The following is a 20,364-nucleotide window of genomic DNA, read 5'->3' as shown; positions in this document are numbered from 1 at the left end:
TCTTCTGGCGCGTGGTTCTTCTGGCGCGTGCGGGGCCGATATTCAGTCCCAATCCACGAAGCTGTCGATGACGGCGCGGTCATATCCCCCGGCGGCCTTGAAAAGCTGCTGTGAATAAGGGTTTTCCAGTTTGCCGTCGGCAAGCTGGGCGGCGGTGGCGCGTTCGACGATGCGGCCGTGGTTCATGATCGCGATATCGTCGCACATATGGGCGACCACAGCGAGATCGTGACTGACCATGATATAGGTAAGTCCCAGATCATTGCGCAACCGGGTCAGCAGGTTGAGCACTTCGGCCTGGATCGAGACATCGAGGGCTGATGTCGGTTCATCAAGCAGCAGGATTTTCGGTTCGAGAATAAGCGCACGGGCAATCGCGACACGCTGGCGCTGTCCGCCGGAAAGCTGATGGGGGTAGCGGAAGCGGAAGGAATTATCGAGCCCGACCTGTTTTAATGCCTCGACCACGCGGGCATCCGAATTGCCGAGCCCGTGAATATTGACCGGTTCGGTCAGGATGCGGTCAATGGTGTGACGCGGATGAAGCGATCCGAACGGGTCCTGAAAGACCATTTGCGCCAGACGGTAAAATGTCTTGTCGCGCTTTTGGGTCAGTTCCCTGTCATTGACGATAATATTGCCTTCCCAGTCATCGACAAGACCGGTGATGGTGCGAAGGACGGTTGATTTGCCCGAACCGGATTCGCCCACCAGACCGAACGATCCGTTGGCCGGGACCGAAATATCGACATCCTTGAGCACGTGGTTGTCGTCAAACCAGGCATTGAGTTTGGTGATTTCAATCATTGCAGTCATTTTTATCTCAGGCCTCCGCCCAGCTTGCTTCGCGGGTCAGGACGGGGAGTTCGGCGTGGTTGCCATCCATCTTCGGCAGGCAGTTCAGAAGGCCCTGCGTATAGGGGTGTTTGGCCTGATCGAGTTCGGATGCGCGGATTTCTTCGACGACATGGCCCTGATACATCACCAGAACCCGGTCGCAGAAGCTTGAGACCAGATGCAGGTCGTGGCTGATGAAAACCAGCGCCATGCCGCGTTCACGCACCAGATCATCAAGGATCGCCATTACCTGGAGCTGTACCGTGACATCAAGGGCCGATGTCGGTTCATCGGCAATCAGGATTTCCGGATCGGGGATCAGCATCATGGCGATCATGACGCGCTGGCCCATCCCGCCCGATACTTCGTGCGGGTAGGATTTGAACACGCGTTCGGGATCGCGGATCTTGACCGCGGCGAGCATATCAAGGGCGCGACGTTTGGCCTCGGTCGCGTTAACCTTGTGATGTTCGCGATAGGCTTCGATGATCTGATCACCGATGGTCATGACAGGATTTAGCGAATATTTCGGATCCTGCATGATCATGGAAATACGCGCACCACGGACCTTGCGCCAGTCGCGTTTCGAAAGGTTGCGCAGGTCCAGATCGTGGAACTGCATCTGATCGGCGGTGATTTTGCCGTTTGCCGCCGTCAGGCCCAGAATGGCGCGCCCGGTCTGGGATTTGCCGGAACCGGATTCGCCAACAATACCGAGCCGTTCCCGTCCGAGATCGAAGGACACACCACGCACGGCATGGACCGGCCCCTTGGATGTGGAAAAGGTGATGGCGAGGTTTTTGACAGACAGAAGGGTTTCGTTTGTCATGATCAGTCGCCCCCACGTGGATCAAGAACATCGCGCAGGCCATCGCCCAGAAGGTTGAAACCAAGGCTGACCACGAAAATCGCAAGGCCCGGTACGGTCGACACCCACCATTGTTCCAAAAGGAACTGGCGGCCTTCGGACACCATTGCGCCCCATTCGGGCATGGGCGGCTGTGCGCCAAGGCCAAGGAAGCCAAGACCCGCCGCAATCAGGATCATGCCCGCCATATCAAGGGTGACACGCACAACAAGCGAGCTTACGCACATCGGGGTGATGTGACCAAGGATCAGACCCATATTCGAGACACCCTGCAACCGGGCGGCTTCGATATAGTCGGACCTGCGGACGGTGATGGTTTCGGCGCGTGCAATGCGGGCATAGGGTGGCCATGCGGTCAACGCGATGGCCAGAACCGCATTTTCGATCCCCGGTCCCAATGCAGAAACGAAGGCAAGGGCCAAGATCAGTTTCGGGAAGGCCAGAAAAATATCGGTGATGCGCATCAATGTCGCATCAATCCAGCCGCCAAAGAACCCGGCAGCGGTTCCGACCAGAAGCCCGACGGGGGCCGCGGTAATCACCACAAGGGCCACGATCATCAGGGTGTATTGCGCGCCGTAAATCAGACGCGACAGGATATCGCGACCCAGCTGATCGGTGCCAAACCAGTGTTCGGCACTGGGCGACTGGATGCGATTGGCAAGGTCGGCGGCCAGCGGATCATAAGGTGCCAGAAGCGGGGCAAATATGGTGACAAGGATCAGGGCAAGCACGATCGAAAGACCGATCATGGCGAGCCTGTTTTCGGTGAATTTAAGCCAGCCCAGCCATGCGCGGCCACATTTGGCCTGCCAGCGTGATTGCGGGGTGTCGGATGTCAGCCACTGTTTCAGGCCGGGTTTAACGGCGTTGCTTGTGATATTCATGGTGACCTATCTCCGTGCGCGCGGGTCAAGCAGGCGATAGAGCACATCGGACAGCATATTGACCCCGATGAACACCGCACCCACGACGACGGTACCGCCCAGAACCGCGTTCATATCGGCATTGAGCAGCGAATTGGTGATGTAAAGACCCAGTCCTGGCCAGGCAAAGATGATTTCGGTCAGAACCGATCCTTCGAGCAGGTTGGCGTAAGACAGCGCAATCACGGTGACGAGGGGCACCATCACATTGCCAAGGGTATGACGCCAGATGATGCGGGTTTCGGAAATGCCCTTTACCCTTGCGGTCAGGATGTATTCCTGACTGAGCTGTTCAAGCATGAAAGAGCGGGTCATGCGTGCAATATAGGCCAGCGAGAAATAGGCAAGAATCGAAGCCGGCAGAATGATATGCGACACCGCATTCCAGAACAGGTCCATATCGCCCTCGATCAGGGTATCGATCAGCATCAGACCGGTGGTCGGTTCGATGAAATCGACATAGAAGGCATCCAGTCGGCCCGGACCCGCAACCCAGTCGAGTTTCAGGTAAAACACCAGAAGCCCCATCAGGCCCAGCCAGAAGATCGGCATCGAATACCCGGCAAGCCCGATGATGCGCACGATATGGTCGGGCCATTTGCCCTTGTTGATCGCGGCAAAAACACCGGCCGGAACGCCAAGGAAAACACCGATGACGGTGGCAAGGGTTGCCAGTTCCAATGTGGCGGGGAAGACGCGTTTGATGTCTTCGAGGACCGGGTTTGATGTCAGAACTGACGTTCCGAAATCACCCTGAACCACATTGCTGATATAGACAAAGAACTGCTGCCAAAGCGGCAGGTTCAGGCCCATTTCTTCTTTGACGCGCTCATAGACCTGTTCGGAGGCATGATCGCCGACAGCGGCCAGTACCGGATCGATTGGCAAAACGCGCCCGATCAGGAAGGTGACCAGCAAAAGCCCGAAAAAGGTTATGGCGAGCGATGAAGCAATACGCACAAGGCTTGCGCCCGTGCTGGAAAAGAGACGGGCGCGTGTGCGCCCGTCCCGTGATTTTCGCGTAGCTGCGGTCATCCGACCGTTGCCTCCCTAGTCCTTGGTGACAAAACGATAATAGTTGTTATCGAACGACGGACCGAGGACGAAATTGTTCACATTGTCCCGCATCGCGGCGATTTCGGTTTCCTGGAACATGACTACGAACGGACCGCTTTCGAGAACCTTTTTCTGAAGGTCCACATACATTGCAGCACGTTTTTCGCCGTCACGTTCAAGAATGGCCTTGTCGACCTCGGCGGTCATGTCACCCGGGTTCCAGGAGTTACGCCATGCAAGCGGCTTGGCCGATGCATCGTCGGAATTGTCGGGGTTCCACGCGAAGGTGGAGGCGTTGGTGTGCGGATCCTGATAATCCGGGCCCCAGCGACCGATATAGATATCGTGCTGGCGGGCGCGGTATTTGGTCAGGGTCTGTTTGTTATCACCCGGAATGATTTCCAGATTGATACCTGCCTGTGCCCAGGTCGCCTGGATCGACTGCGCCATCGACATCACTGCCGTGGTGTTGCGCGTATCCATGGTCACCTTGAAGCCATCGGCAAGGCCAGCGTCGGCAAGCAGCGACTTGGCCTTTTCGATATCAAGCGAGTAGGGGTTTTCGTTATAGGCACCAAGGAAACCTTCGGGCAGGAATGCCTGATGGGTCTGGGCGCGGCCCGCCATGATGGTTTCGGTAATGCCATCATAATCGACGAGGTATTTAAGCGCTTCGCGAACTTCCGGTTTGGACAGGAATTCGTTTTTCTGTGACAGGCCAAGATACCAGAGTGCGCCTTTGCCTTTGGACAGCAGCTTGATGTTTTCGTCACCCTTGACCGAGGCAAGCTGATCGGCTTCGAGGTTACGCGCAATGTCGATATCACCTTTCTGCAACAGGAGCTGCTGGGAAGCGGCTTCCTTGACGTTGCGGATGATGACGCGCTTCATGGCTGGTGCGCCGTCCCAGTATTCCTCGTTCGCCGTCAGGCTAAGACTTTCGCCCGGGGTCCATTTGTTCAGGACAAACGGACCGGAACCGGCATAGTTGGTTTTCATCCATTCTGCGCCAAGGTCGCCGTCCTTTTCATGTTCAAGGACGAGTTCCTTGTCGACAACAGCGCCCACGCCCGAGGTCAGGCAGTATAGCACGAAGCTAGGCGCATAGGGCTTATCGACTTCCATGACCAGCGTGTTTGCGTCGGTCGCGCGAATCCTGTCCTTGACGTTGTCGGCGGTAAAGCCGAACTGGCCGAGAATGAAGGCCGGGGACTGATCCATCAGGACGACGCGTTGCAGCGAGAAGGCCGCGTCTTCGGCGGTCAGGTCATTGCCCGATGCGAATTTGATGCCGTCGCGAATCTTGAAGGTAAAGGTCAGGCCGTCTTCGGAGACGTCCCAGCTTTCGGCGACGACACCATAAATTTTCGAGACGTCGTCATTATCAAAGCCAATCAGGCGGTCATATGTGTTGCCAGCATATTCCAAGGCAGTAAATTCGAACATCCCGGCCGGATCGAGTGTGATGAGGTCGTCGATGGCAAATGCCATGACGAGGGCGTTTTTCGGTGTTTCTGCCTGTGCCGCCATTGGTGCGGTAGCCAGTGCGGTTCCCAGAACCAGCCCTGCGATCAGTTTGCGCATTTTGCGCCTCCCGTTTTGTTGCTTGTTGGATCAACAGGTCATTCTGTGTGGGGCGACCTGTAGGATCTTCGACTAGAACCTGTAGAGCGAAGCATAAATTATACGATTAATCAATGACCAGACGGTCAGGAATGCCTAAAAAGCACGCAAGATATTGTGTGGTATCTTGCCTGTTCACGTTTGGGTTGTGATGGTCTGGTTGGTGAGGGGCAGGAGATGGGAGGGGCCTGATTTCAGGCACAAAAAAAGCCGCTGTTAAAGCGACTTTCCGTACTCTTTAAAAAGAGTGGCGCGAGTGACGGGACTTGAACCCGCGGCCTCCGGCGTGACAGGCCGGCGCTCTAACCAACTGAGCTACACCCGCTTGGTGTGGCGCGGTTTATATAAGGGGTGGTTCGGTCTGGCAAGGGCTTTTTTTCAAAAAAATGAAGCCCTGATTGGTCAGGGTAAAGGGGGCTTTGCAAATGCGTTGAAAACCGGGTGTCGGAATGCGTGGGCGGTGGGGTAGAAATGCCGTTTTCGCGCGGCACAGGATTGGGAAATCGACTTGTCTGTTTTGCAACGGGTTGCGCATGAGCGATGGACGCCACGTCGCTCGTAGGCATGTCAGTTCAATACGAAAAAGGGGATGAGAAACAAAAAAACGCCAACGGCGAACCGTGGCGTCTTTTTTGAACTTTCCATCAGGTGGAAAGTGGCGCGAGTGACGGGACTTGAACCCGCGGCCTCCGGCGTGACAGGCCGGCGCTCTAACCAACTGAGCTACACCCGCTCGGTGTGTGGCGCGGTTTCTAACAGCAGGTCCGAGGGGGCGCAAGACCTTTTTTGATCGTGTTCGATACTTTTTTGGCTGTCGCCACCATGGCGCGTTTTGTGTCGTGCAAAATATATCCTTGAGGTGATGGATATCTGCTGCAGATCGTTTCCGGGACCTGTTTGATGCTGATCAAAGTACAGGTCGGTAAGCAGATGTAAAAGTTTGGGATGATTCAAAAACAGGGTGCGGGGCCCTGACAGGGAATAACCGAAGCGGGGGCTTCATGGGGAACACGATCCTTGCCGTGCTTGATGATATAGATGCCGGGTTAAAAGCCGATCTTGCGACGAGATCAAACGCGATATCGTCTGCAATCCGCCCCAGAGGCGGCGTGACGTGCGATCTGCGGATCGTGCGCAGCCTGATTTTGCTGTGGAGTGGGCAGAACGCCGCCTTGGCCGGGGGGAGTGACGAAGTCCGTCAATGGATCATGGATCAGCTGCCCGAAATTACCGAGCGACTGGAGCGGATCGAGGCGCGCATGGAGCATGCCATTGATGACAATGAGCGTGACGCGGCGGGACAGATCATGCTTTTCGCTGTGAACGGGAACGCACGGTGATGGCATGCATCGCCAGCATCCCTGCCCGATGCGGGCAAAGGCCTTTGATGGCTGGTTTGCTGGCAGGCTATTCGCGTGGCAGCTCGTAGCGTTCGGCAAGCTTGGTCAGTGCGGCAACGGTTGCCTGTTCGACGGTGGTGCCAAACCCGGTGACGCGGCTTGCCAGAATGACGTAAAGAGAATCAATATGAAGCTGAATGACAAGAAGCTGCTTCATATTGGCGGTGGTCCGGTCTGCGACAAAGATTTCAAGTGACTTTGCTATCTGTGTCATCAGCGGATACTGGAATGTTCCACCCAGTGCCTTCACCGAATAGGCAAGGTCGGCACTGTTTTCCAGCGCGGTTGATGCCTTTGAATTATCGCTGATGGCGGCAACGACCAGTTTGCGGCAGTCGGCAAGGTCCTTGCCTATATCGCGAACAAAGGTTTCCGTGCTGCGCTGGACGACCTGCTCAAGTTCGTCCAGCTGTTGAGGGGACAGATTGATGTCAAAGCCCTTGACGAAATTGACCGTACGTCGCTTCAGATCCGTCTGAGGCGGAATGATCTGGGCTTTTTTCTTTTTCTTTTCGGGCGTCACGATTGCTCCGGTCCCCCAGTCAAAATGGGTCATTAATCATCGGGGCTCCGTCTGTCGGGGCCGTCGAAGGCGACCTGTCTGCGGCGGCGATCCGGCCCGAAATAGGTGCCGGTATTGACGAAATGCCGCGGACGGGTGATGACCGATACCAGTCTGCTATAAAGTGCCTTGGCATTGAACGGTTTGGCAAGAAATTCCGTGATGCCGAGGTCACGCGCAGTGGTGACGTATCGCTGCTCCGAATGTGCTGTCAACATGATTACCGGAATGAACCGGTTGGGCGAATTGACCGAATTCCTGAGAACATCAAGGAATTCAAGGCCATCCATCCCGCGCAGACGCCATTCGGTGACGATGATATCAATCTGCTGGGTCCGGAGAACATCGAACGCATCGTTCGGGGAGCGGACACGCTGTACGGCTGTCGCACCAAGATACGAAAGTGTATCGAAAACTACCTGGGCCGAAATCTTGTCGCCATCGACGACCAGAAAACTGATTTTACTGAAATCGATCTTTGCGCTCATTCGGCCTTTTATCCTGTGCGTCGTCACGGTCCCGGTCCTTGTTCTGGTCAGGGCCTTTTTTTGCGTGATGATCGTACTAGCGTGATCCTAATTGCTTATACCTTTGTCTGATTAGCAGCAAGGCTAAAGCGGCGTTTTGTCAGCTTGGAATTCTGACAAATACTGACGCCTAACCTTGTGCAGATATTGAACAAACGACGTTTACGTTCTTTTTGTTCATGCTCATGATCCCACAGATCACCCTATATTGGGCGGGTCTGCAAAATTAAAAGGGCAAGATCAGGAATGATCGGGAACGGTGTCGGGCAGGGGTTCGGTTGTGCCTTCTTCGTCAATGACCTGAACGGCCACGCCCGCCTCGCCAAACATTTCGGTCGAGATGGTCATGTCCTGCTGCCAGCGTTCGAGAAAATCGGGGGTCAGTTTGCTTTTATCGACAAATACTTCGGCGATGCCGGCCTGAATGATGGCGCGCGCGCAGTCGCAGCAGGGGAAATGGGTGACATAAAGCGCGCAGCCATCAAGCGATGTGCCGGTGTAGCTGGCATTATAGATCGCATTGCGTTCGGCATGTTCGGTATAGGCGTATTTTTCCGGGCGTTGATGGCGGCTTTCGACATTGTCATCGACACCGCGGGGAAACCCGTTATAGCCAACGGCGCGAATTTCTTTTTTCGGGCCAATGACAACCGCGCCGACCTGGGTGCTACGGTCTTTTGACCATTCGGCAATATGGGATGCCAGTCCCAGGAAGCGATGATGCCATTTGCTCATTTGTCCGATCCCCGATGTGTTCGCGCACGGTTGTAAATATGCGGTTATCAAAAGCGATTGCCGGGCAGGGCCGCCTGCCAGCAATTGATTGCTGCACTGCTTCTTTAAAGGAGTGCCTGCTTGTAATTGTCCAGAGAAAAATCACATTTTTGTAAAGGCATTTAGCGAAAAGTCCCTGTTCAAACAGGGCTTGATTGACTATTAAGGGGGTACCCCCAGAGAAAAATCAGGACGTCTCGACGCCTCGCCGGGAAGCTATGGCCGAAGCGGAGAGACCCAATGGAAACCAAAAAACAAGAGGTAAGAGCCGATGCGCCGACAACGTAAGGCGAAGATCATCGCAACCCTGGGGCCAGCGAGCTCTCATCCGGAAACTCTGGAAAAGATCGTAAGGGCGGGTGTTGATGTGTTCCGGCTGAATTTCTCGCATGGTGAACATGCAGAGCATCAGGCGCGTTTTGAAACAATCCGTGAAGTCGAGGCCAAGCTTGGCCGTCCGATTGGCGTGCTGATGGATTTGCAGGGACCAAAGATCCGCTGCGGTACCTTTGCCGACGAAAAGATCGAACTTGAAGCCGGTGCGACCTTCCATTTCGATATGGACAAGAAACCAGGGGATAAAACCCGCGTTTCATTGCCCCATCCCGAAGTTTTTGCAGCACTCAAGCCCGGTGCGAACCTGTTGCTTGACGATGGCAAGCTGCGCATGCGGGTGGAAAAATGCGATAGCAAATCAGCCGAGTGCACCGTTATTACCGGAGGGCCGCTGTCGAACCGCAAGGGCGTTAACCTGCCCGACGTGATGCTGCCGATGTCGCCCCTGACCGACAAGGATCGTATTGATCTGGATTACGGTCTTGAGATGGGCGTTGATTTCGTCGCACTTTCATTCGTCCAGCGTCCCGAAGACGTTGCCGAGGCGCGCAAGATCATCAATGGTCGTGCGGCAATCGTTTCCAAACTGGAAAAGCCGCAGGCGATTGAGCATCTTGATGAAATCGTGGCACTTTCGGACATCATCATGGTCGCACGTGGCGATCTGGGTGTTGAATGCCCGCCTGAAGATGTTCCGATCCTGCAGAAACGCATCATCAAGGCGTGCCGCGAAGCTGGCAAGCCGGTGATTGTTGCGACCCAGATGCTGGATTCGATGGTCAGCAACCCGGCCCCGACCCGTGCCGAAGCATCCGACGTTGCGACCGCCATTTATGACGGTGCCGATGCGGTGATGCTGTCAGCCGAAAGTGCGGTGGGCAAATATCCGATCGAAACCGTCAGCATCATGGACCGGATCATGATCCGGGTGGAGCAGGACGAACTTTATTATCGTCTGCGCGATGCCAACCGTCCGGATCCCGAGCATAATGCGCCGGATGCGATCAGTGCTGCGGCCCGTCAGGTTGCCGGAACGATTGGTGCCAAGGCGGTCGTGACCTATACCACGTCGGGTTCAACGTCGCTTCGTGCGGCGCGTGAACGCCCGGAAGTTCCCATCCTTGGACTGACGCCGAAAATCCAGACGGCACGCCGGATGACGTTGTGCTGGGGCGTGCATGCGGTCTTTACCCGTGATGCGACCAACTTTGCCGAGATGGTCGGCATTGCCTGCGAGGTGGCCAAACGTGAAGAGTTTGCTGCGGCTGGGGATTCGCTGGTGATTACCGCAGGTGTCCCGTTTGGGACCCCAGGGGCGACCAATATCCTGCGCATTGCGTGGTTGTCCGCGAAAAACTGATCAGACTATTGCGTGACGAAACGAGACGGGCGGCAACAAGCCGCCCGTTTTTTTGTGCGAGAGTTTCGCGATGTTTGAAATACCGGCCATACCGCCGGATAGTGGTTTGTATTGTTAATGTTTTTTTGAGTGTTTGCCGTGATAGTCAAAGTGTTCTGACCTGTATCCTTGGTATTTCCGAGAAACGGTCATGACCATGAGTTTAAAAGGTTTTTGGCTCTTGTATTGTTGTTTGGGGTGGATTGCTTTGCTATAAGCGATCCAAGGCCAGATAAAAAATGTTGGCGTTGCAAGGGGTTGACGCCGATTTGCCGAAAGGCAGGGGACAGGGGAATTACTGCGATAATGCTGAACTGGATGTTCAATCGGCAGAAATCGAAGGATGACGGCGCGCTTGACGACAAGTCGGCGGCGAAACTTCGTGATCTGGCGGAAACGGTCCGGAGCATCGCGCCAGACGAGTTTGGCGCGGCCGAACAGGCAAATTCGCGTGCCCCCCGTATCCCGCGTAAAAAAGATTCCGATGGTCAACTGGCGCAAAGTGGCCTTGATTATGCCGCGCGCCTGTCGGCCGACCTTGCCGATGATGACGAAGATGAAGACGGCCAGCCGGATTTTGACAGCGACGTCCGCATGGATGTTGCGCGCCGCCTGCGCCGTCATCTGAATGATCTTAGCCCGTCCGAACGCCTTGATATGGTCGAGGAATTCGTAACGGCGATCGGCAATATGGCCGATTGTTATCGCCCGCAGGTCATTGCCCTGATTGAGCAGGAACTGAGCCATACACCTTATATGACACGCCAGGCCGCGATGCGTTTGCGTCAGGATATTGCGGCGATTGGCCGGGTGTCGCTTGGCGAATATGTCGAACTTTTAAGCGATGCCGATTTCCTTGATATTCTGCGTGGGCGTGGCGAGTTTGTGCAAACAGCCGCCGAGAAGCTGGAAGCCGAACAGGAGGCCGCGGCACAGGCACGTCTGGCACGGGATCGTTGGGAAAAGGAAAAGGGCGGGTTGCTTAACCGGTTGCTGTCATCGGATGACGCGCCGCGCAATGTGGTGGCCCTGACCCCGAAATTCGGCAGCAGGAAAGAAGCCGCCAGCAAGACGCCACATGATGAAATGGCGGATGGTCGCAACAAGATTTCCCGTCAGGCGCAGCGCCGTGTGGCGCATTTCATTCTGGCATCGTTGTTCGACACGCTGGTCGAACGCGGTCGCATGCGGGCCGAAGTGGCACGGGCCATGCGCCAATCAGTGCGCCAGCGTATTGAAAAAGCAAAGTTCGAGAGTCGCATTGTAAGCCGCACGGCACCGGTTCCGGTGGAACATGAGTTTGACGATGTGATGCATGACGATGCGGGCGAGCAGGGCGGACCGGTCGAGCCGGTCACCATCGATCATTACATTCTTGATGCTTTGTCGCGTAACGAAGACGCGCTGGTGGTTCAGAGCCTTGCGCATTATGCGCAGATGCCTGCTGCAATCGTTTCCAAAATCCTTGATTCGGGAAGTGCGCGCGCCATTACCGCCCTGGCCTGGCGCGCGGGTATGAGTGCCCCGTCGGCGGTTGTCCTTCAGATGAGCGCTGCGATCCCCGAAGACAGCATCGAGCGCCCGGCGGCGGGTGGCCGTTATGCCATGGCATCGACGGATATGGATTGGTATATCGATTTCTTTAACGAGCTTCAGCCTTCCGGGCCGCGTGGTCGTGCGGCGGGTACGACGGCTGCGGCATCGCCGCACGGTTCCGAAAAGTCTGGTCGTACACGCCGCTTGCCGGATGAACGACCCCAGGGGCCGAAGGGAGAGTAAACGGGATGCGCAAGGATCTCGGAATCTCCTATGACGGGCTGAAATATGCCCTTTCCATCAAAGATAATTATCGCAGTGGCGAGCCGCTGACCGTTACCGGGGCAGGGGCGCAGCAGCGGCTTCTGATGCCGGAGCATTTGCTGAGCAATGATCTGGCATTGATGCAGTATGATGATCCGCTGGCACTTGCGGTGATTGCAACCAAGGATCCGGAAAGCCCGATGGCATTGGCCGCAGCGATCCGTATGGGACCGCACGCCAAGTGCAAGGAACTTATTACCGGCGTTTTTGAAGTGGTGTCAGAAGCAACCAAGCATGAACTGGTGGCCGATTGCGCCAAGCTTCTGTCGCGGAATGCGTTCAGCCCGGAAGCGTTCCAGTTGGTGCGCAACCGTGCAAGCAACCATGTTGTCGAAATTCGCGAAGCCTATCGCCGGGCGATGGCGGGCAATTTGCGTGCGCTTCTGGATGGCAAGATGGCCGCGCGCGAATTTGTCGAGGAATTCATCGAACTGGCATCGCATGGCAATCTGCGGATTGATATCTATCGTCGTCTGGTGATGAAGCTGATGCGTTCCGACGCCGTGCGCCCAAGTGTCAAATTCATGCTTCTGGAGCGGCTTGATAAATTTCCGCAGATGGTCAAGCTGCAGATTGTTAACGAGGTTAACTCTGCGCCGGATACGCCGGAATACCAGACCCTGAAACAGGAACTGCGCTGGATCTACGAAAGCAAGGCGCGGGAAAAGACCACGCCAGAAGCGTCGGAAACATCGAAAAACTGGTTTGGCGGTTCGTCACTTGATTACGGTGCCGCAGCAGGGCTTCAAAGCCGCAATGCGATCATCAAGCCCCAGCAGCCAACGCTGAAACGGCAAAGCGTTCCGTCGATGATGGCCAGTGGCGGGTTCAGTTCACGTGAAATTTCATCCTGGCTGAACTGATTTAAGCCAGACGACTGGCGGGTTTTGTTGTTTCCGGGGGCTGCGTGGCCAAGCCTGCCTGATGTTCCAGATAAACTGTGCAGACGACGCGCAGAAGCGATGCGAAATTGGGAATATCGCCGCGCTGGCTGACAACTTCATCATGCAGTTTGCCAAGAAATTGCGGGGTGCTGAAGCCTTCGCCCGCGGCGATTTCATCAAGGATCTGCCAGAATCGCTGTTCAAGGCGGACACTGGTTACAACGCCATTGATGCGCAAAGATCGACTGACGGACTGATAGAGTTCGGGGTTGGTGCCGGAATAGATCTGACACATGATGACGACCTCTCCTGTTTTTGCCACCGACGATGGAACGTCGGTGGCTGGTTACAGGGTCATGGTCCGGCAAACCGTGCCGAAAGGCAATCGCCGATTGTTCTAGAGGCTGATTTCAGTCCCAAGCAGGGTCAGGAAACCGGCCAGCCATTTTGGATGTGCCGGCCATGCCGGTGCGGTGACAAGATTGCCGTCGATGCAGGCATCATCAATCGCGATTTCAGCATAAGTCCCACCGGCAAGGCGTACTTCGGGGGCGCAGGCCGGATAGGCAGATACACGGCGATCTTTGAGGATATCCGCCGCAGCAAGAATTTGCGCACCGTGGCAGACCGCGGCAATCGGTTTGTCGGCATCGTTGAAGTCACGAACCAGACGGATGACATCCTCGTTTAAGCGCAGATATTCCGGCGCCCGCCCGCCGGGGATCAGAAGGGCATCATAGTCCTGCACCCGGGCTTTTTCGAAATCGGCATTCAGCGCAAAATTGTGCCCGCGCTTTTCGCTGTAGGTCTGATCGCCTTCGAAATCGTGAATGGCGGTCGCAATCGAATCACCGGCTTTTTTGTTGGGGCAGACGGCGTCAACCGAATGGCCAACGGCAAGCAGCGTCTGGAACGGAACCATGGTTTCGTAATCTTCGGCATAATCGCCGACCAGCATCAGGATTTTTTTCGCTGACATTATTTTATCCTCCCGTTTGTTGTGATCTGAAAACTATAGATCATGGCAGGGATCAGCGGGTAACAGCGGGCTACTACGCGTCAAAACGGGCGAAACGGATTGCGTGAAACAAAAAAAGACGGCCCGGATGGGGCCGCCTTTGGCAGATCAAATTTTTATGACAAATCAGCTTTTGGTGGTTGTTGATTTGCTGGCAGTGGGGTTTTTGGCTGCTGTGGCTTTGGCCGCCGTCGCCTTGGTCGCCGGTTTTGCTGCCGTGCTGCGTGTTGCAGGCTTTTTCGCCGGGGCGGCCTTTGTCGGAAGGGCCGTTGATGCGGTTTCGACACCTTCTTTGATATGCAGGTCGCGCTGCGGGAAGGGAATCGCGTAACCGGCGGCTTCAAGGTCCGTTTTCGAACGACGGCTGAGATCCCAGAAAGTCGCCCAGTAATCGGGCGTGCTGGTCCAGCCGCGTGCTGTCAGATCGACAGAGCTTTCGCCAAGGTTGGCAACGAAGCTCATGGGTTCGGGGTCCTTTAGAACGCGCGGATCGCTTGCAACCAGATTTTTAAGGAAATCAAGTGCGGCATCGACATCATCGTCATAAGAAATACCAACCTTGATATCCAGACGACGGGTCGGATTGCGCGAATAGTTTTTGATCGCGCTGTTCCAGATTTGCGAGTTCGGAGCGGAAACATAGACCCCGTCTGCCGTTTTGAACAGCGTCGTGAACAGGGTGATTTCAACCACGGTGCCCGAAACAGAACCCGCTTCGATGAATTCGTCGACTTTGATTGGTCGCAGGATCAGGATCATTACGCCAGCGGCAATGTTGGACAATGTCCCTTGCAGGGCCAAGCCGATAGCAAGACCGGCGGCACCAAGTACGGCGATGATGCTTGCGGTCTGGACGCCGAAATTCGACAGAACGGCGATCAGGACAAAGATCAGTATCAGGTAGCGCACAATGTTTGCGGCAAGGGGTTTGATCGTCGCGTCGACAAATTTTGCATTCTTCAGGGAATGGCGGACCAGGGCGGAGGCGCGACCAGCGACCCACCAGCCGACAATCAGAATCAGAACCGCACCCAGCAGATCCATCCCGAAGCCCAGCGCAAATGCCTTTAGCATTTCGGCAATCGTCGCCATATCTGTTTCCATCATTTAAACCTCACTTGCTCAGAGATTGTATGTGCTGCTAACATGGGTTGTAGTATAAAGCCCACATACTAGCTTATGATGCTTCAGCATCGCAGGTTTAGGCGATCTTGAAAAGTGACCTCAAAGTACCACCTGAACCTAGTGTTATGGAACTTTTCGTATTTTCGGTCGTTTAGAGACATAATATGACCATCATTGGTGATATTGTTGGTTAGTGAATAACAACCTGAACTATAGGGGCAAAAACATGCAGCTTCGTCCGTCTTTTATCTGTGCTATCGGGGGCATCGCCCTTCTTAGCGCGTGTAGCAGTGTCGACAACTCGGGTACGGCAGTCCCGTATGGCGGTAACCCGTTTACTTACGGTAACTCCGTGAATGGTGCGATTACCGGCGCGGAACCTTCAACTGCGTTCGGCAAGGCGCTTAAAGCCGAATATATCGCATACGCACAGCGTGAAGCCGATGAATGGTACGATTTCTTCGACGCCGACTTCTTTGCGAAGAAAGCAGGCAAGGTCGCTGAAAACGAAACGATTCTTCCGGAAGATCCGGCCAACTGGCGTTTTGACGCCGAAGAAATCGCACAGAAGCGCGCCGTTCGTGATGAACTGATCGCTCTTCTTGACGATGGCAAGCGTGAAGCAAAACCGGATACGGCCGCAATTGCGCAGGCTCGTTTCGATTGCTGGATCGAAGAAAGCGAAGAAGGTTGGCAGACCGATCTGATCAGCCAGTGCTGGAAAGATTTCGAAGCCGCAATGTCAGAATTGCGTGCGGAAGAGCCGAAAGAAATGGCACCGGAACCGGTTGCAGCCGCGCCGCGTCTGTTCACCATCTTCTTCGACTTTGACAGCACCGCGATCACCCCGGTTTCCGAGCGTGTTCTTGATGCCGCTGCCGAGCAGTGGGCGTCGAGCATGAGCAACGTGACCGTCGTTGGCCATACCGATGCGTCGGGTGCGGCTTCTTATAACCAGGGTCTGTCGGAGCGTCGTGCTTCTTCGGCACTGTCAGAGCTGACCAAACGTGGTGTTAAAGGCGACATGGTTGACAGCGAAGCTGTTGGCGAGAGCGATCTGCTTATCCCGACTCCGGATGGTGTTCGTGAACCGCGTAACCGTCGCGTGACCATCTCGATCGACTAATACGCGATCGTTTACCAAATCTTCGGCAACGGGGTGGCATAATGCCACCCCGTTGTTTTTTATGGATAGTCGATTAAATACAGATTTAATCCTGTGAATAACGGTTGAAATTGGACGCAATACACCTAATGTCTGCGGGGTATCCGAGCCGTGAAAGGGAGAGACGGGGGAAGATGATCAGAAATTTGTGCCGTTCATTGCGCGGTGCCGGTATCTGCGCGATGGCCGTTGTTATCATGGCCGGAAGTTTTGCCCGACCAGGGGCTGCTGCAGATAAAACGCCACCAGTACCATTTGAAAAGCTTTATGCCGCCGAGCGCGGTGACGGCAAGTATCTTCGTTTCAATGCCTTTTCGGGCGAAATTCCGGGCAAGCGGATCAAGGCACTTTTGCGGTCCGGTCAGGTCATCGGTGATCGCATCCTTCTTGCCGAGGACGTCGCAGTTTATTTCCCGGACGGTTATATCGTCCAGTCACAGGTTCGTTTTGGCAAATATATTCCCCGTCCCGGTCTGATTGCCGGTGCTGTTGCCAAACGTGACCATCTGATCGAAAACCCGCGCTATGCGCTTGTCGGGCAGTTTGACCAGATTCTTGGCAAGGAATGCGCCCGTACCGAATATGCCAATGGCTTTGCTGCGCTACGGATCAAGTCCGATGGCGTGATGTCGCTTGTGATGGAAACGTCGGGACTTTACGATCCGCTGGTTGACGAAGCGACGACGACCTACACGGTGACCAGTGCCGTGCAGCCGGATTTCATCGGCAATCAGGGGCTGGTTCCCGATTTGATGAAAATGTGCGGTCGCGGCTGATTTCGGCCTGCTTGGTATGAAATGAAAGGCACCGCCATCACGCGGTGCCTTTTGTGTTTTTGGCGTCGGTCCGGCGCGCCGTGTCAGGCGACTTTCCAGTCCGGGGCGAAAAGACGGGGGATTTCGATTGCCGGGCAACGGTTCATCACGACATCAAGCCCGGCATCCTGCGCGCGGGTGGCACCACTGATGTTGATGACGCCAAGCTGCATCCAGACGGATTTGGCACCAATCGCAATGGCCTCGTCAATCACGCCACCGGCATCCTCGCTATTGCGGAAGATATCGACCATATCGACCGGCTCAGGAATATCGCCAAGGGTTGCGAAGACCTTTTGACCGTGGATTTCACCGCCAGCCTGGCCGGGATTGACCGGAATGACGTGATAGCCGCGCGATAAAAGGAACTTCATCACACCGTTTGACGGGCGTTCGGGTTTCGGGCTGGCGCCGACCAGCGCAATTGTCTTGGTACGTTCAAGCAATGCCTGCGTGGCATTGTCGTCGGGATTTTTGAAATCGCTCATGTCATCTGCCTTTGGTTTGCGATGCGGCATCGTTATGTCTGTATGATACATAAGGTTTTGATCTGCTGCTGCAATCTTCTGGCGTCGGGATTATGTGATGCCGCGACGCTCGCAGAAAGTTGATGGCAAATTTAACTGACGGATTGAACGAAACAGGGTTGAGTAGGGGATATATTGCCCATTACCCAAAACACCAAAGGTATCCCGCATGTTTCCATGGCTTGATCCGTCCGGCAGATTTTCGGTTTTTAAGCTGACCGTGTTTGTGCTGCTGCTTGTGCCGGGCTGTTTCATTCTCTGGCCGGTGATTGCCGAAGGCGGGGCGACCATTCCGGTCAAGGAAGCGATCCTTGAAAGCGGGGACTGGGCGATCCGGATGTTGCTGATCTCGCTTCTGATCACGCCGCTTCGCAGGATTACACGTGCCAGCAAGCTTGTCCAAATTCGCCGTCAGGTTGGTTTGGCGGCGTTGGGATATGCCTTAACCCATCTGTTGTTATATATGCTGAGCCAGTCATGGGATGTGCTGCGCGTGGCTAATGAAATTCTGGTACGGATTTACCTGACCATTGGCTTTGTTGCGCTGACGGGGCTTGTCATTCTTGGGATTACATCGACCAAATCAGCCATGCGCAAGCTTGGCAGGAACTGGACCCGGTTGCACAAGATCAGTTATGGCATTGGCGTGTTGGCGGCCCTGCATTTCTTTATGCAGTCAAAGATCGATGTCAGCGAAGCGACCCTGATGTCGGGATTTTTTGTTGCACTTATGCTGTATCGTGCGGCGCATGCGCGCGACTTGTCGCTGCGATCGCCGTTCGTTCTGGTCTCAATCGCGGTTCTGGCCGGGCTGGCAACGGCAGGGATTGAATATGCGTGGTATGGGTTTGCGACCGGTGTGCCGCCGTCGGCCGTTCTGGTCGCCAATCTGGAATTCATGTGGCCGTTGCGACCGGCATGGAATGTGTTGCTGTGCGGATTGGTTGTCGTGGTGATCAGCCTGTTCGGGCGTGATGCGATCGGCCGTGAATGGCTGGGCCAGATCGCATCATCCCTGTCGGTCAGGCCGCAGCGTTCGCGCGGCGGGTAAGGGCGGTCAGAAGGCCCGCACCGATCATGACGGCACCGCCTGCACGGGTCAGGCGCAACATGGCGGTCGGTTTGCGGAATTTTTCCCGCAGGGCACCGGCCATGATTGCCCAGATCGCAACATTGACCGCCGCCAGCGAGACAAAGGTCGCGGTCATAATCACGAATTGCGGCAATATGGGCATCGAGGCATTGACGAATTGCGGCACAAAGGCAATGAAGAACACGATGCCTTTGGGGTTTAAGGCCGTCACGATATAGGCCTGCAGGAACATGCGTGACGGTCGGTTGCGTTTGGCATCCGGGTTATCTTCCAGTAATCCCGGTTTTTCGCGCCACATCTTGATGCCAAGATAAATCAGATATCCCGCGCCGCATAATTTCAGCACCGTAAACGCATTTGCCGATGCCGCCAGCAACGCACCGGCACCGGCCAGCGAAACCGTCATCGCGGTCAGGTCGCCCAGCGCAACACCCGGAACCGTCGCCCATGCGGTCTGGCGGCCCTTGCCAAGGGCATAGCTGACCACCAGCATGATGGTCGGACCGGGAATGGCCAGCACGATTGAGCAGGCCAGAACGAAGGTAAGCCAGATTTCCAAATTCATCATTCCCCTCCTTCGGGTGATTTTCAGCAATTATCAAGCCAGAGCCGACAGGGGAAGTCGAGGGCAAAGTAACGGGCAATATCGCGCCTATTCATGCCGCCATTCCGGATGGCGTTTTTCAACGAATGCCCCGATCCCCTCGCGCGCATCGTGTTTTTGCATGTTGTCGGTCATCACCCCGGATGCATAGGCATAAGCGTCGGACAATGGCATTTCGAGCTGGCGGTAGAATGCTTCCTTGCCCAGTTTTACCGTCATGCCCGAACGTGATGCGACGCGTTTGGCAAGGTCGTCAGTTGCGGTGATCAGGTCGTCATCTTCGACGACATCGGAAATCAGCCCCATCTGCCACGCGGTTCGGGCATCAATCGGGTCACCGGTCAACAGCATGCGCATGGCATGTTTGCGCGATACATTGCGGCTGAGTGCGACCATCGGGGTCGAACAGAACAGCCCGATATTGACGCCGGGTGTGGCAAATTTTGCAAATGTTCCGGCAACGGCAAGATCGCAGCTTGCCACCAGTTGGCAACCAGCCGCGGTCGCCACGGCATGAACGCGTGCGATCACCGGCTGGGGCAGGGTGACAATCCGCATCATCAGCGCGCTGCATTGGGAAAACAGGGCCGCATGGCCGTCGCAGGTGGAAATGCCGTTCATTTCCTTAAGGTCATGACCGGCACAAAAAGCCGGACCGTTTGCCGCAAGGATCACACAGCGAATGGCAGGATCGCCTGCGATCTGATCCAATGCCGTGTGCAGAGCCGCCATCATCGCCCCGGAAAGGGCATTGCGGCTTTTGGCGGCATTCAGGGTCAGGGTTGCGACCGGGCCCTCGTCTTTGCGCAGTACAAGGCTGGTTTCATCTGTGTGGCTGTTGGGCGAGTTTCTGGTCATTTATGCCTCCCTGTGATGGCGCGCACTGTATGTTTTTTACTTTTACGTCAATATACTGTCGTTGTAGAATTTCACGTCCCGGTTTTGTTGGAAACTAAAAATACCAC

Annotated in this window: 21 protein-coding genes and 2 tRNA genes; 7 read left to right on the top strand and 16 right to left on the bottom strand. The window is 55.4% G+C overall.

From position 1 onward, the window contains the following. Positions 1-42 precede the first annotated feature (42 nt). From SMB34_RS03920 to SMB34_RS03890, 7 genes are all read right to left on the bottom strand, one after another. Positions 43-816, bottom strand: a complete 774-nt coding sequence (locus SMB34_RS03920) for an ABC transporter ATP-binding protein (protein ID WP_037987746.1) — start codon at positions 814-816, stop codon at positions 43-45. Between the two features lie 7 nt (positions 817-823). Beyond that, on the bottom strand, positions 824-1,666 hold the full coding sequence (locus SMB34_RS03915; protein WP_007091935.1) for an ABC transporter ATP-binding protein: 843 nt from the start codon (positions 1,664-1,666) through the stop codon (positions 824-826). 2 nt (positions 1,667-1,668) lie between these two features. Next, positions 1,669-2,592: a nickel transporter permease gene (nikC, locus tag SMB34_RS03910; RefSeq protein ID WP_051682105.1), complete on the bottom strand. Its 924-nt coding sequence runs from the start codon at positions 2,590-2,592 to the stop codon at positions 1,669-1,671. Positions 2,593-2,598: 6 nt separating this feature from the next. Further along, entirely contained in the window at positions 2,599-3,666 is a 1,068-nt protein-coding gene (locus SMB34_RS03905) for an ABC transporter permease (protein ID WP_084716482.1), read from the bottom strand. A gap of 15 nt (positions 3,667-3,681) precedes the next feature. Further along, positions 3,682-5,271: an ABC transporter substrate-binding protein gene (locus tag SMB34_RS03900; RefSeq protein WP_037987745.1), complete on the bottom strand. Its 1,590-nt coding sequence runs from the start codon at positions 5,269-5,271 to the stop codon at positions 3,682-3,684. A 287-nt stretch (positions 5,272-5,558) separates the two neighbouring features. Beyond that, a tRNA-Asp gene (locus tag SMB34_RS03895) sits at positions 5,559-5,635 on the bottom strand. 331 nt (positions 5,636-5,966) lie between these two features. Continuing rightward, positions 5,967-6,043: transfer RNA gene (locus tag SMB34_RS03890), tRNA-Asp, on the bottom strand. A 268-nt stretch (positions 6,044-6,311) separates the two neighbouring features. Here SMB34_RS03890 and SMB34_RS03885 point away from each other — a divergent pair. Continuing rightward, positions 6,312-6,650, top strand: a complete 339-nt coding sequence (locus SMB34_RS03885) for a hypothetical protein (protein WP_037987744.1) — start codon at positions 6,312-6,314, stop codon at positions 6,648-6,650. Between the two features lie 67 nt (positions 6,651-6,717). Here SMB34_RS03885 and SMB34_RS03880 read toward each other — a convergent pair whose 3' ends face one another. The 3 genes from SMB34_RS03880 to SMB34_RS03870 all read right to left on the bottom strand — a co-directional run bounded on the left by SMB34_RS03880 (position 6,718) and on the right by SMB34_RS03870 (position 8,534). After that, positions 6,718-7,266 (bottom strand): hypothetical protein, encoded by a 549-nt coding sequence (locus SMB34_RS03880; protein WP_007091655.1) that lies wholly within the window; start codon positions 7,264-7,266, stop codon positions 6,718-6,720. Then, the gene (locus tag SMB34_RS03875; protein WP_037987743.1) at positions 7,266-7,760 is read right to left on the bottom strand and encodes a response regulator; all 495 of its coding nucleotides are present in this window, start codon (positions 7,758-7,760) and stop codon (positions 7,266-7,268) included. Before SMB34_RS03875 ends, SMB34_RS03880 begins: the two co-directional genes overlap by 1 nt. A 279-nt stretch (positions 7,761-8,039) precedes the next feature. After that, positions 8,040-8,534: a deoxycytidylate deaminase gene (locus SMB34_RS03870; protein ID WP_037987742.1), complete on the bottom strand. Its 495-nt coding sequence runs from the start codon at positions 8,532-8,534 to the stop codon at positions 8,040-8,042. Positions 8,535-8,844: 310 nt separating this feature from the next. On the opposite strand from SMB34_RS03870, the gene pyk reads away from it, so the two are divergent. From pyk to SMB34_RS03855, 3 genes are all read left to right on the top strand, one after another. Further along, positions 8,845-10,269, top strand: coding sequence for a pyruvate kinase (pyk, locus tag SMB34_RS03865; RefSeq protein ID WP_007091652.1), 1,425 nt, complete (start codon positions 8,845-8,847; stop codon positions 10,267-10,269). A 345-nt stretch (positions 10,270-10,614) separates the two neighbouring features. Next, on the top strand, positions 10,615-12,087 hold the full coding sequence (locus SMB34_RS03860) for a DUF2336 domain-containing protein (RefSeq protein ID WP_037987741.1): 1,473 nt from the start codon (positions 10,615-10,617) through the stop codon (positions 12,085-12,087). A gap of 5 nt (positions 12,088-12,092) precedes the next feature. Continuing rightward, positions 12,093-13,031 carry a hypothetical protein gene (locus SMB34_RS03855; RefSeq protein WP_037987740.1) on the top strand — a complete coding sequence of 313 codons (939 nt, stop codon included), beginning with the start codon at positions 12,093-12,095 and terminating at the stop codon, positions 13,029-13,031. 1 nt (position 13,032) lies between these two features. Here the strand turns inward: SMB34_RS03855 and SMB34_RS03850 are convergent, their stop codons facing one another. From SMB34_RS03850 to SMB34_RS03840, 3 genes are all read right to left on the bottom strand, one after another. Then, positions 13,033-13,347, bottom strand: a complete 315-nt coding sequence (locus SMB34_RS03850; RefSeq protein ID WP_037987739.1) for a ribbon-helix-helix domain-containing protein — start codon at positions 13,345-13,347, stop codon at positions 13,033-13,035. Between the two features lie 102 nt (positions 13,348-13,449). Next, positions 13,450-14,031, bottom strand: coding sequence for a DJ-1/PfpI family protein (locus SMB34_RS03845; RefSeq protein WP_037987738.1), 582 nt, complete (start codon positions 14,029-14,031; stop codon positions 13,450-13,452). 165 nt (positions 14,032-14,196) lie between these two features. Continuing rightward, on the bottom strand, positions 14,197-15,177 hold the full coding sequence (locus tag SMB34_RS03840; protein ID WP_240478739.1) for a mechanosensitive ion channel family protein: 981 nt from the start codon (positions 15,175-15,177) through the stop codon (positions 14,197-14,199). A 244-nt stretch (positions 15,178-15,421) separates the two neighbouring features. Here SMB34_RS03840 and SMB34_RS03835 point away from each other — a divergent pair, with 244 nt between their 5' ends. Continuing rightward, positions 15,422-16,321 (top strand): OmpA family protein, encoded by a 900-nt coding sequence (locus SMB34_RS03835; protein ID WP_076519535.1) that lies wholly within the window; start codon positions 15,422-15,424, stop codon positions 16,319-16,321. Positions 16,322-16,494: 173 nt separating this feature from the next. Beyond that, positions 16,495-17,136 carry a hypothetical protein gene (locus SMB34_RS03830; RefSeq protein WP_007091645.1) on the top strand — a complete coding sequence of 214 codons (642 nt, stop codon included), beginning with the start codon at positions 16,495-16,497 and terminating at the stop codon, positions 17,134-17,136. 83 nt (positions 17,137-17,219) lie between these two features. Here the strand turns inward: SMB34_RS03830 and SMB34_RS03825 are convergent, their stop codons facing one another. Further along, complete coding sequence (locus SMB34_RS03825) at positions 17,220-17,663, bottom strand: CoA-binding protein (RefSeq protein ID WP_051682113.1); 444 nt, start codon at positions 17,661-17,663, stop codon at positions 17,220-17,222. Between the two features lie 208 nt (positions 17,664-17,871). Here SMB34_RS03825 and SMB34_RS03820 point away from each other — a divergent pair, with 208 nt between their 5' ends. Then, complete coding sequence (locus SMB34_RS03820; protein ID WP_037987737.1) at positions 17,872-18,753, top strand: protein-methionine-sulfoxide reductase heme-binding subunit MsrQ; 882 nt, start codon at positions 17,872-17,874, stop codon at positions 18,751-18,753. Here the strand turns inward: SMB34_RS03820 and SMB34_RS03815 are convergent. Together SMB34_RS03815 and SMB34_RS03810 are read right to left on the bottom strand one after the other, a co-directional pair. Next, a complete protein-coding gene (locus SMB34_RS03815) occupies positions 18,725-19,360 on the bottom strand; it encodes a LysE family translocator (protein ID WP_037987791.1) in 636 nt (211 codons plus the stop codon). The genes SMB34_RS03820 and SMB34_RS03815 overlap by 29 nt on opposite strands. An 87-nt stretch (positions 19,361-19,447) precedes the next feature. After that, positions 19,448-20,257: an enoyl-CoA hydratase gene (locus tag SMB34_RS03810; protein WP_037987736.1), complete on the bottom strand. Its 810-nt coding sequence runs from the start codon at positions 20,255-20,257 to the stop codon at positions 19,448-19,450. Positions 20,258-20,364 lie beyond the last annotated feature (107 nt).

Source organism: Thalassospira permensis NBRC 106175 (genome assembly GCF_000714555.1).
Classification (GTDB): Bacteria; Pseudomonadota; Alphaproteobacteria; order Rhodospirillales; family Thalassospiraceae; genus Thalassospira; species Thalassospira xiamenensis.
The sequence above is the reverse complement of the archived record's forward strand: the minus strand, read 5'-3'. Positions and strand labels throughout refer to the sequence as shown.

Excerpts from the sequence above, each read along its gene's own strand:
- SMB34_RS03900 (WP_037987745.1), bottom strand. The coding sequence starts at position 5,271 with ATGCGCAAACTGATCGCAGGGCTGGTTCTGGGAACCGCACTGGCTACC.
- SMB34_RS03875 (WP_037987743.1), bottom strand. The coding sequence starts at position 7,760 with ATGAGCGCAAAGATCGATTTCAGTAAAATCAGTTTTCTGGTCGTCGAT.
- SMB34_RS03885 (WP_037987744.1), top strand. The coding sequence starts at position 6,312 with ATGGGGAACACGATCCTTGCCGTGCTTGATGATATAGATGCCGGGTTA.
- SMB34_RS03815 (WP_037987791.1), bottom strand. The coding sequence starts at position 19,360 with ATGAATTTGGAAATCTGGCTTACCTTCGTTCTGGCCTGCTCAATCGTG.
- SMB34_RS03880 (WP_007091655.1), bottom strand. The coding sequence starts at position 7,266 with ATGACCCATTTTGACTGGGGGACCGGAGCAATCGTGACGCCCGAAAAG.
- SMB34_RS03840 (WP_240478739.1), bottom strand. The coding sequence starts at position 15,177 with ATGATGGAAACAGATATGGCGACGATTGCCGAAATGCTAAAGGCATTT.
- SMB34_RS03825 (WP_051682113.1), bottom strand. The coding sequence starts at position 17,663 with ATGAGCGATTTCAAAAATCCCGACGACAATGCCACGCAGGCATTGCTT.
- SMB34_RS03850 (WP_037987739.1), bottom strand. The coding sequence starts at position 13,347 with ATGTGTCAGATCTATTCCGGCACCAACCCCGAACTCTATCAGTCCGTC.
- SMB34_RS03870 (WP_037987742.1), bottom strand. The coding sequence starts at position 8,534 with ATGAGCAAATGGCATCATCGCTTCCTGGGACTGGCATCCCATATTGCC.
- SMB34_RS03845 (WP_037987738.1), bottom strand. The coding sequence starts at position 14,031 with ATGTCAGCGAAAAAAATCCTGATGCTGGTCGGCGATTATGCCGAAGAT.
- SMB34_RS03835 (WP_076519535.1), top strand. The coding sequence starts at position 15,422 with ATGCAGCTTCGTCCGTCTTTTATCTGTGCTATCGGGGGCATCGCCCTT.
- SMB34_RS03830 (WP_007091645.1), top strand. The coding sequence starts at position 16,495 with ATGATCAGAAATTTGTGCCGTTCATTGCGCGGTGCCGGTATCTGCGCG.
- SMB34_RS03860 (WP_037987741.1), top strand. The coding sequence starts at position 10,615 with ATGCTGAACTGGATGTTCAATCGGCAGAAATCGAAGGATGACGGCGCG.
- SMB34_RS03855 (WP_037987740.1), top strand. The coding sequence starts at position 12,093 with ATGCGCAAGGATCTCGGAATCTCCTATGACGGGCTGAAATATGCCCTT.
- SMB34_RS03915 (WP_007091935.1), bottom strand. The coding sequence starts at position 1,666 with ATGACAAACGAAACCCTTCTGTCTGTCAAAAACCTCGCCATCACCTTT.
- nikC (WP_051682105.1), bottom strand. The coding sequence starts at position 2,592 with ATGAATATCACAAGCAACGCCGTTAAACCCGGCCTGAAACAGTGGCTG.
- pyk (WP_007091652.1), top strand. The coding sequence starts at position 8,845 with ATGCGCCGACAACGTAAGGCGAAGATCATCGCAACCCTGGGGCCAGCG.
- SMB34_RS03820 (WP_037987737.1), top strand. The coding sequence starts at position 17,872 with ATGTTTCCATGGCTTGATCCGTCCGGCAGATTTTCGGTTTTTAAGCTG.
- SMB34_RS03905 (WP_084716482.1), bottom strand. The coding sequence starts at position 3,666 with ATGACCGCAGCTACGCGAAAATCACGGGACGGGCGCACACGCGCCCGT.
- SMB34_RS03810 (WP_037987736.1), bottom strand. The coding sequence starts at position 20,257 with ATGACCAGAAACTCGCCCAACAGCCACACAGATGAAACCAGCCTTGTA.
- SMB34_RS03920 (WP_037987746.1), bottom strand. The coding sequence starts at position 816 with ATGACTGCAATGATTGAAATCACCAAACTCAATGCCTGGTTTGACGAC.